Here is a 9,012-nt window from a genome sequence, read left to right on the forward strand (position 1 = left end):
ATCCCCAACCCGTCCCCCATCAAAGGGGGAAGGGAGCATGAGTGCGACCACCATGCGCGCCCTTGTCGTCGAAAGCCTCGCCTCCGACTTCGCCGGCTGCGCGGTCCGCGAGGTCCCTCGGCCGACGCCCGGTCCAGGCCAGGTGCTGGTCCGCGTGCGCGCCGCCAGCGTCAACTTCCCCGACCTGCTGATGACCCGGGGCGAGTACCAGCTTAAGCCGCCCCTGCCCTTCACGCCGGGGCTGGACCTGGCCGGCGAGATCGCCGCGCTGGGCGAGGGCGTGACCGGCTGGACCGCGGGCGACGCCGTGGTCGGCGGGACGGGTCTGGGCGGGTTCGCGCAATATGCCGTGGTCTCGGCCGCCGCCCTCAAGCCCAAGCCCGCCCGGCTGTCGTTCGCGGAGGCCGCGGCCCACACCGCCGCCTATCTGACCGCCTATGTCGCCCTGGTCCGCCGGGCGCGGCTGGAGCCCGGCGAATGGGTGCTGGTGCACGGCGCGGCCGGCGGCGTGGGGCTGGCGGCCGTCGACCTGGCCAAGGCCCTGGGCGCGAAGGTGATCGCCGCCTCGGCCTCCGACGCCAAGCTCGCAGAGATCCAGCGCCTCTACGCCCCCGACGCCGTGGTCAACGTCACCGGCGGCTTCCGTGAGCAGGTCAAGGCGATCACCGGCGGGCGCGGGGCCGACGTGATCTACGACCCGGTGGGCGGCGACGTGTTCGACGAGAGCGTGCGCTGCATCGCCTTCGACGGGCGGCTGCTGGTGATCGGCTTCACCTCGGGCCGCATCCCGACCGTCTCGGTCAACATGCCGCTGATCAAGGGCTTCTCCGTGATGGGCGTGCGGGCGGGGGAGTACGGACGGCAGTTTCCGGACAAGGGCCGCGAGAACGCCGAAGCGGTGTGGAGGATGGCCGACGAGGGCGTCATCCGGCCGCACGTGCACGCCGAACTGCCGCTGAACCGCTGGCGCGAGGCGTTCGACCTGCTGGCCAGCCGGCAAGTGATCGGCAAGGCGGTGATCCGGCCGGACCTGTGAGGCGACGCGGGCGACAGGCGGGGCAGGTTCGCCCAAGCCCTTGGTTCGACTCATGTTGACAGCGGCGGCCCCTTCCCTTATCCACCGCCCCTCACTCGCGGCGGCCTTGCGGCTTCCGCGTCCCATTATTATCGGAGCCACCTCGTGAAGCGGACATTCCAGCCGTCGAAGCTCGTGCGAGCCCGCCGTCACGGCTACCGCGCGCGTATGGCCACCAAGAACGGCCAAAAGATCGTCGCGCGTCGCCGCGCCAAGGGCCGTAAGCGCCTGACGGCCTAACAGCCTTCCCCCCGCTTCTTCGCAAGAATGGCGCGGGAACAAGACCATGATGGAAGCCGTCCTTTCCTCGAACCAGGCTCTGCGCCTGCGCCGGAAAGGGCGGCTTTTTTCATGACCGAAGCTCCGGTCACATCCCGGCTTCCCGATCCGGATAAGCCCCCGAAGATCGAGCGCCTCAAGAAGCGCCCGGACTTCCTGAAAGCCGCCAAGGCGCCCAATCTGGCGCGCGGCGCGGTGTTCATGCAGATGCGTCCGCGCCACGACGGCGATCCGCTGATCCGGGTCGGATTCACCGCCACCAAGAAGATCGGCGGCTCGGTCGAGCGAAATCGCGCCAAAAGACGCCTTCGCGAGGCCGCCAGACTGCTTCTCCCCCTTCATGGCCGCCCCAGTTGCGACTATGTGTTCATCGCCCGTGGCGGAACTGGCCAGCGGGCATGGGGGCGTTTGCTTGACGATGTTAAAACCGCGCTGATAAGCCTCGCCGCCGACCACGATCGCGCGGGTCCGGGCCATGAGCCCGCTCCGCACGCCCCCGCCGCGTCCGATTCCTCCGTTTCTGGTTAAGTCCAACCCATGCAGAACGATTCCAACAAAAACACGCTGATGTTCCTCGTCTGCGCGTTCGCGATCCTGATCGGCTACCAGTTCTTCGTCATGGGTCCGCAGCAGAAGCAGCGCGAGGCCGAGCTTCGCGCCAAGAAGGTCGCCGAGGCGCAGATCGCCGCCCAGCCGGGCATGACCCTCGGCGCCGACGGCCTGCCCCAGCCGCTGAAGCTGTCGCGCGACGCCGCCAAGGCCCAGAGCCCGCGCATCGTCGTCGACACCCCGGCCCTGTCGGGCTCGATCGCCCTGAAGGGCGCGCGGATCGACGATCTGTGGCTCAAGCGTTTCACCCAGACCTCCGACAAGTCCTCGCCGCCGGTCGAGCTGTTCCGCCCCGAGGGCGCCGAGCACGCCTGGTTCGCCGACTTCGGCTGGGCCGGCGTCGCCGGCATGACCGGCCTGCCCACGCCCCAGACCGTGTGGACCGCCGAGGCCGGCCAGGTGCTGCGCCCGACCACCCCCGTCGTGCTGACCTATGACAACGGCCAGGGCCTGGTGTTCACCCGCACCATCTCGGTCGACGCCGACGCCATGTTCACGATCGCCGACACCGTCCGCAACCAGGGCGCGGCCGCCGTGGCCCTGGCGCCCTACGCCTCGGTCCAGCGCCAGGGCATCCCGACCGAAGGTCCGCACGGCCTGGGCAAGACCCAGATCGTCTACGAAGGCGGCATCGGCGTGCTGGGCGGCGTGACCGACGACAAGTACCTGCTGCAGGACAAAGCCAAATATCCCAAGTGGAAGAAGGACAAGCCGCTCCAGAACGACCTGGCCTCCAAGGGCGGCTGGATCGGCATGACCGACAAGTACTGGCTGGCGGCGTTGATCCCCGAGCAGTCCGAGATGATCAAGGGCCGCTTCCAGGTGCAGCCGGTCAGCGGCGTGGATGTCTACGAGTCAGCCTTCACCGGCGCGCCGCGTTCGCTCGCGGCCGGCGCCACGATCGCCAACGCCACCCGCCTGTTCGCCGGCGCCAAGACCGTCCCGCTGCTGACCCGCTATCAGTACGGCGGCAAGCCGGTGGTCTGGTGGCAGTTCTGGAACCGCCCGACCAGCGTGATCCCCAGCTTCGACAAGGCCGTTGACTGGGGCATGTTCTCGGTCATCACCCGGCCGATCTTCAACATCCTGGAGATCTTCTACAAGCTGGTGGGCAATTTCGGCGTGGCCATTCTGCTGCTGACCGTGGCCCTGAAGCTGGTCCTCTTCCCGCTGGCCGACAAGAGCTACGAGTCGATGGCGAAGATGAAGAAGATCGCCCCCGAGGTCGAAAAGCTGAAGGCCAAGTTCAAGGACGATCCGGCCAAGCAGCAGCAGGAGATGATGGGCCTGTACGCCAAGGAGAAGATCAATCCGATGATGGGGTGCATCCCCATGCTCATCCAGATCCCGATCTTCTACTCGCTGTACAAGGTGCTGACGGTGACCATCGAGATGCGGCACGCGCCGTTCTTCGGCTGGATCGTCGACCTGTCGGCGCCGGAGCCGACCACCCTGTTCAACCTGTTCGGCCTGATCCCCTGGGATCCGGCCACTCTGCCGATCCTCGGCGCGTCGATCGCCCACCTGGGCATCTGGCCGCTGCTGTACGGCTTCACCATGTGGCTGACCACGGCGATGAACCCGCCGGCCGGCGACCCGATCCAGCAGAAGATCTTCCAGTTCTTCCCGATCATCTTCACCTTCACCCTGTCGGGCTTCGCCGTGGGCCTGGTGATCTACTGGTGCTGGAGCAACGTGCTGACGATCCTCCAGCAGTACATCATCATGCACCGCTACAAGGTCGACAACCCGATCGACCAGCTGGTCAATCGCCTGCGCGGCAAGCCCGTCGAGGCCACCTGATGGCTGAACTCGACTACAGCGAAGAGGACATCGAGGCCGCCCGCGTGCTGTTCGCCCAGCCGGTGGCGTTCATGATGGGCGCGGTCAAGATGGACGGAATGCCCGCTCCGTCCTTGCCCGAAGTCGCCTTCGCCGGCCGCTCCAACGTCGGCAAGTCCAGCCTGATCAACGGGCTGGTCGGGCAGAACCACCTGGCGCGCGCCTCGAACTCGCCGGGGCGCACGCGGGAGGTCAACTTTTTCGTGCTGGCCGAGAAGCTGCGCCTGGTCGATTTGCCGGGCTATGGCTTCGCGCGGGTGTCCAAGACCGTGGCCGACAAGTTCCAGGACCTGGGCCGCGCCTACCTGCGCGGCCGGGTGAACCTCAAGCGGGTCTATCTGCTGATCGACGCCCGCCACGGGCTGAAGTCGGTGGACACCGAGGCCCTGGACGCCCTGGACGTCGCGGCGGTCTCCTATCAGATCGTTCTGACCAAGGCCGACAAGATCAAGAAGGCCGAGCTCGACGCCACGGTCGAAAAGACCCTCAAGGCCATCGCCAAGCGTCCGGCGGCCTTCCCGAAGGTCCTGGCGACCTCGTCGGAGAAGGGCTACGGCCTGCCCGAACTGCGCGCCGAGATCGCTCGGACCTGCCTGACCTAAGAGACGGCCCTCGTCCCCCGAGCTGTCTTGGCGACAAGCTCAGGATGAGGGCTACTTTTGACCCCGAAGCGGCTGTAGGAAAATCCTCATCCTGAGCTTGTCGAAGGACGAGGATTTCAGCACCGTCGGTTCAAGCCCATCCACTCCTCCTTTCTCAGGCTTTAACCTCCCAGCGACCCGCCGGCTAAAGCCACGCCTCTCGTTTCTGAAGAAGTCCCGCCCCATGACCCGTCACGAACTGAAGACCTGGCCCCAGTATTTCGCCGCCGTGCGTTCGGGCAAGAAGCGCTTCGAGATCCGCCGCAACGACCGCGAGTTCGCGGTGGGCGACGTGCTGGTGCTGCGCGAGTTCGATCCGGACCAGGACGTCTATACCGGCCAGGTCGAGGAGCGGCAGATCACCTTCCTGCTGTCGGAAGAAGACTACGGCGTGATCCATGGCTTCGTGGCCATCGGTTTCGGCGAGGTTGTCCATCACGGCGACCTGCCCGCCGACGGCGCCCTGACGGCCAAGCAGCTGGCCCACTGGCACGAGACGGCCTCGAACAACGCCGCCCTGCGCGCCCAGGACGCCCGCAAGGTGGCCCAGAGCTACGCCGCCCCCACTACCGGCCGCGCGCCCATGCCGGTCGCCGCCGACCGCCATACCGCCGTGGCCGACGCGGCCGAGGCCGAAGCCGTCTTCCACGCGGCGGCGGCGAAGATCGTGCTGGGGAAGTAAGGTCGGCCTGAAGCCGGAATCAAAAAGGGCGGACTTCGCGGTCCGCCCTTTTTCGTTTCGCGCTGAAGCGAAGACTACGCCGCCTGGCTGACCTGAGCCGGGAAGACGTCGTCCATGCGCAGATAGGTGATCAGGCGGCTGTCCAGCGAGATGATCGCCTGGATGAAGCGCAGTTCGTCCGCGCCCAGGTCCGGGGTCGGCTGCAGGTGGTCGCGCGACACGGTGAAGGTCTCGCTGACCGCATCGACCAGGATGCCGGCCAGTCGGTCCTGGCACTCGACCACGACGATGACGTGGCGGGTTTCCGGAACGGTGACGCCCAGGCCCAGGCGGTTGCGCAGATCGATGACCGGCATGATCGCGCCACGCAGGTTGATCACGCCCTTCAGGAAGGACGGCGCATGCGGGATCGGGGTGGCCGGGGTCCAGCCGCGGATCTCGCGGACCGTCTTGACGTCGATGCAGAACTCCTGCTCGCCGATGCAGAACGAGATCAGCTCCAGGGCGGGTTCGGCGTGGTCGGTCATGGTCGGGTCCCGAGTCTCAGAAGGTCGTCGGCGAAGGCCGGAAGCCGGTTTCGCGTCGCCTGCCACAAGAGCCCGCCCGCCGTTTAATATCGGTTAATGCAAAGCTTACCGGAGGGCGTCGAATTGTCGCGGAGCCTTATAAATCCGCCCATCCCGGCGAATGCCGGGATGGGCGGGATCTAAAGGAAAGATCGATCTTAAGGCTCCGACGCGCCCTCGTCGCCTTCGTCCGTCAGGTTGAACTCATACCAGACGCCGTTCAGCACCCCGAAGGTCAGGGCCAGGCCCAGGCCGAGGATCCAGGTGAAATACCACATCGTCAGGTCTCCTCAGTAAAGGGCGGGGTCGGTCTTCAGGGCGTCCGTGCTGGTCCGGCCCCACAGCACCTTGAACACCCAGGCGGTGTAGAGCAGCACGACCGGCAGCAGCACGACCACGACGATCAGCATGATGAACAGGGTCATGTGGCTGGACGAGGCGTTCCACACCGTCAGGCTCGACCGGGGATCGATCGTGCTGGGCAGGATGAACGGGAACATCGACAGGCCGACCGTGGCGATGATCCCCGTCGCCGAGGCCGACGAGCCGCCGAACGCCAGGGGCGCCGACCGTCGCCACAGGCCCAGCAAGGCGAGGACCGCCCCACCGAAACCCAGCACCGGGGCGATCAGCATCCAGGGATAGCGGCCGAAATTGTCGAACCAGGCGCCTGGGGCGGCCACCGTCGCCGTCCGCAACGGATTGGACGGGGCGGCGGGATCGAAGGCGCCCTCGATCCGGAAGCCCAGGCGCATGGCCAGCAGGCCGCCGACCAGGAACAGCAGCAGGGTGGCGATCCCGGCCCCCGTGCCGAACTTGCGGGCCCGGTCCTGGACCACCCCGCCCTCCTCGGCCTTCACGCCCAGCCACGCCGCGCCATGCAGGACCAGCATGGCCACCGACAGGAGGCCGCAGACCAGGGTGAAGGGCGTGAACAGGCCGAAGAAGGCGCCGTGATAGGTGGCCCGCAGGTCGCCATCCAGCTTGAACGGCGCGCCCTGCAGCACGTTGCCCACGGCCACCCCGAACACCAGCACCGGCACGAAGCTGCCGGTGAACAGCGCCCAGTCCCAGAACGAGCGCCAGCGCGGATCCGGCCGCTTGGACCGGTACTTGAAACCGACAGGCCGCAGGATCATCGCCACCAGCACCAGGAAGATGGCCAGGTAGAATCCGGAGAAGCTGACGCCGTAGACCAGCGGCCAGGCCGCGAAGATCGCCGCCCCGCCGGTGATGAACCACACCTGGTTGCCTTCCCATGTGGCGCCGATGGTGTTGATCACCATGCGGCGTTCTTCGTCGGTCCTGGCGACGAAGGGCAACAGGGCGCCCACGCCCATGTCGTAGCCGTCGGTCAGGGCGAAGCCGATCAGCAGCACGCCCAGCAGTCCCCACCAGATCAGGCGCAGGGTCGGATAGTCGATTGGGAGTTCCATGATCCGGTTTCTCCTAGGCCACGGCTTCGCCGGCGGGGGCGGCGTGACCTGATGGGAAGGCTTCCTGGTCCGCGAACGGACCCTTCTTGATGGTCTTGAGGATCAGCCCGACCTCGACCACCGCCAGGGCGCCGTAGAGCAGGGTGAAGACCACGATGCTGGTCAGAAGTTGCGCAACGCTCAGGCTGGACGGGGCCAGGAAGGTCGGCAGCACGCCCTCCACCGCCCATGGCTGACGCCCGACCTCGGCCAGCACCCAGCCCAGTTCGGTCGAGATCCACGGCAGCGGGATGGCCGCCACGGCGATCATCAGGAACCAGCGGGTGTTTTGCTTGCGCAGGCTCACCAACACAAAGGCCGTGGCGAACAGGGCGATCATCAGGAAGCCGATGCCCGCCATGATCCGGAACGACCAGAACATCACCGGCACGTTGGGCACGGTATCCCAGGCGGTCTTCTGGATCAGCGTCTTGTCGGCCGTTCGCGGGTCGGCGACATGGCGCTTGAGCAGCAGGGCGTAGCCCAGGTCGCGGCGGTGGGTCTCGAACACGCCGCGCGCCGCCAGGTCGGTCGGATTGGCCTTCAGGGTCTCCAGCGCGTCGTAGGCGACCAGGCCGCTTTCGATCCGCGTCTCGGCCTGGGCCACCAGCTCGAAGATGCCGGCGACGGGCCTGTCGAAGCTGCGGGTCGAGATCAGGCCCAGAACGTAGGGGATCTTGATCTCGGCATGGGTCGTGCGGTTCTTGAGATCGGGGATGCCGAAGGCTGTCAGGCCGGCCGGAGCGGGTTCCGTCTCCCACATGGCCTCCAGCGCCGCGAGCTTCATTTTCTGGTTGTCGGTCAGGGCGTAGCCGCTCTCGTCGCCCAGCACGACCACCGACAGCGACGAGGCCAGGCCGAAGGCGGCGGCCACGGTCAGCGAACGCTTGGCGACGCTGACATAACGGCCCTTCAGCAGGTACCAGGCCGAAACGCCCAGCACGAAGACCGCGGCGATGGTGTAGCCGGCGCTGACCGTGTGCACGAACTTGGCCTGGGCCACCGGGTTGAAGATCACCGCCTTGAAGTCGACCACCTCCATCCGCATCGTGTCGGGATTGAAGGCCGCGCCGACCGGGTTCTGCATCCAGCCGTTGGCGACCAGAATCCACAGGGCCGACAGGTTGGTGCCCAGGGCCACCAGGAAGGTGACCAGCAGGTGGGTCACGGGCCTCAACTTGTCCCAGCCGAAGAACATCAGGCCGACGAAGGTGGCCTCGAGGAAGAAGGCCATCAGCCCCTCGATGGCCAGCGGCGCGCCGAAGATGTCGCCGACATAGTGCGAGTAGTAGGACCAGTTCATCCCGAACTGGAATTCCATGGTCAGGCCCGTGGCCACGCCGAGCACGAAATTGATGCCGAACAGCGTGCCCCAGAATCGGGTGGTGGTTCGCCAGATCGGCCGCTTGGTCATCACATAGACGCTCTCCATGATCACCAACATGAAGGAGAGGCCCAGGGTCAGGGGCACGAACAGGAAGTGGTACAGCGCCGTCAGCGCGAACTGCAGACGGGAAAGATCGACGACGGCGGGGTCCATGCAGCGCTCCGATTGCCGTGGGCGTTTGATAGCCCTAGGGACATTCAACCTCTAGACGCGTCTTGGCTAGGGTGCGTTGATCAGCATCAAGGACGCCCTGTTTTTCCCGGGCCTAAATACGGCAGATGACAGCCAGTTTCACCGTCGAGCTCGACACTGTCGCGCGACCCTGGCTGAAGGTCCTGGGCAAGGCCGGCGGGAGAGCCGCCGGGGCCGCCTCGCTGTGGCTGCTGGCCGATGTTCCGGCCGCGATCGCCTTCGCCGCCGGCCTGGCCCTGACCCTTGACGCCCTGCCCCGCGGCC

The 9,012-nt window shown here is 66.7% G+C and carries 10 protein-coding genes; 6 read left to right on the top strand and 4 right to left on the bottom strand.

The window, feature by feature from the left end:
- Positions 1-37: 37 nt before the first annotated feature.
- The 6 genes from WAL33_RS14555 (at position 38) to WAL33_RS14580 (ending at position 5,128) form a co-directional block, all read left to right on the top strand.
- On the top strand, positions 38-1,036 hold the full coding sequence (locus tag WAL33_RS14555) for an NADPH:quinone oxidoreductase family protein (protein WP_422182236.1): 999 nt from the start codon (positions 38-40) through the stop codon (positions 1,034-1,036).
- 144 nt (positions 1,037-1,180) lie between these two features.
- Positions 1,181-1,315 (top strand): 50S ribosomal protein L34, encoded by a 135-nt coding sequence (gene rpmH / locus WAL33_RS14560; RefSeq protein ID WP_012284717.1) that lies wholly within the window; start codon positions 1,181-1,183, stop codon positions 1,313-1,315.
- A gap of 111 nt (positions 1,316-1,426) precedes the next feature.
- On the top strand, positions 1,427-1,882 hold the full coding sequence (gene rnpA, locus WAL33_RS14565; protein ID WP_422182237.1) for a ribonuclease P protein component: 456 nt from the start codon (positions 1,427-1,429) through the stop codon (positions 1,880-1,882).
- A gap of 9 nt (positions 1,883-1,891) precedes the next feature.
- Entirely contained in the window at positions 1,892-3,766 is a 1,875-nt protein-coding gene (yidC, locus tag WAL33_RS14570) for a membrane protein insertase YidC (RefSeq protein ID WP_422182238.1), read from the top strand.
- The gene (yihA, locus tag WAL33_RS14575) at positions 3,766-4,407 is read left to right on the top strand and encodes a ribosome biogenesis GTP-binding protein YihA/YsxC (protein WP_422182239.1); all 642 of its coding nucleotides are present in this window, start codon (positions 3,766-3,768) and stop codon (positions 4,405-4,407) included. Before yidC ends, yihA begins: the two co-directional genes overlap by 1 nt.
- A 223-nt stretch (positions 4,408-4,630) precedes the next feature.
- The gene (locus tag WAL33_RS14580; RefSeq protein WP_422182240.1) at positions 4,631-5,128 is read left to right on the top strand and encodes an ASCH/PUA domain-containing protein; all 498 of its coding nucleotides are present in this window, start codon (positions 4,631-4,633) and stop codon (positions 5,126-5,128) included.
- 74 nt (positions 5,129-5,202) lie between these two features.
- Here WAL33_RS14580 and WAL33_RS14585 read toward each other — a convergent pair whose 3' ends face one another.
- The 4 genes from WAL33_RS14585 to WAL33_RS14600 all read right to left on the bottom strand — a co-directional run bounded on the left by WAL33_RS14585 (position 5,203) and on the right by WAL33_RS14600 (position 8,709).
- Complete coding sequence (locus tag WAL33_RS14585) at positions 5,203-5,655, bottom strand: chemotaxis protein CheW (RefSeq protein WP_056440587.1); 453 nt, start codon at positions 5,653-5,655, stop codon at positions 5,203-5,205.
- A gap of 197 nt (positions 5,656-5,852) precedes the next feature.
- Positions 5,853-5,972 carry a cytochrome bd-I oxidase subunit CydX gene (gene cydX / locus WAL33_RS14590; protein WP_422182241.1) on the bottom strand — a complete coding sequence of 40 codons (120 nt, stop codon included), beginning with the start codon at positions 5,970-5,972 and terminating at the stop codon, positions 5,853-5,855.
- 12 nt (positions 5,973-5,984) lie between these two features.
- Positions 5,985-7,130, bottom strand: coding sequence for a cytochrome d ubiquinol oxidase subunit II (gene cydB, locus WAL33_RS14595; protein ID WP_422182242.1), 1,146 nt, complete (start codon positions 7,128-7,130; stop codon positions 5,985-5,987).
- A 13-nt stretch (positions 7,131-7,143) separates the two neighbouring features.
- Positions 7,144-8,709, bottom strand: a complete 1,566-nt coding sequence (locus WAL33_RS14600; RefSeq protein WP_422182243.1) for a cytochrome ubiquinol oxidase subunit I — start codon at positions 8,707-8,709, stop codon at positions 7,144-7,146.
- Positions 8,710-9,012: the final 303 nt, after the last annotated feature.

This window comes from Caulobacter sp., assembly GCF_049283275.1.
Lineage (GTDB): Bacteria > Pseudomonadota > Alphaproteobacteria > Caulobacterales > Caulobacteraceae > Caulobacter.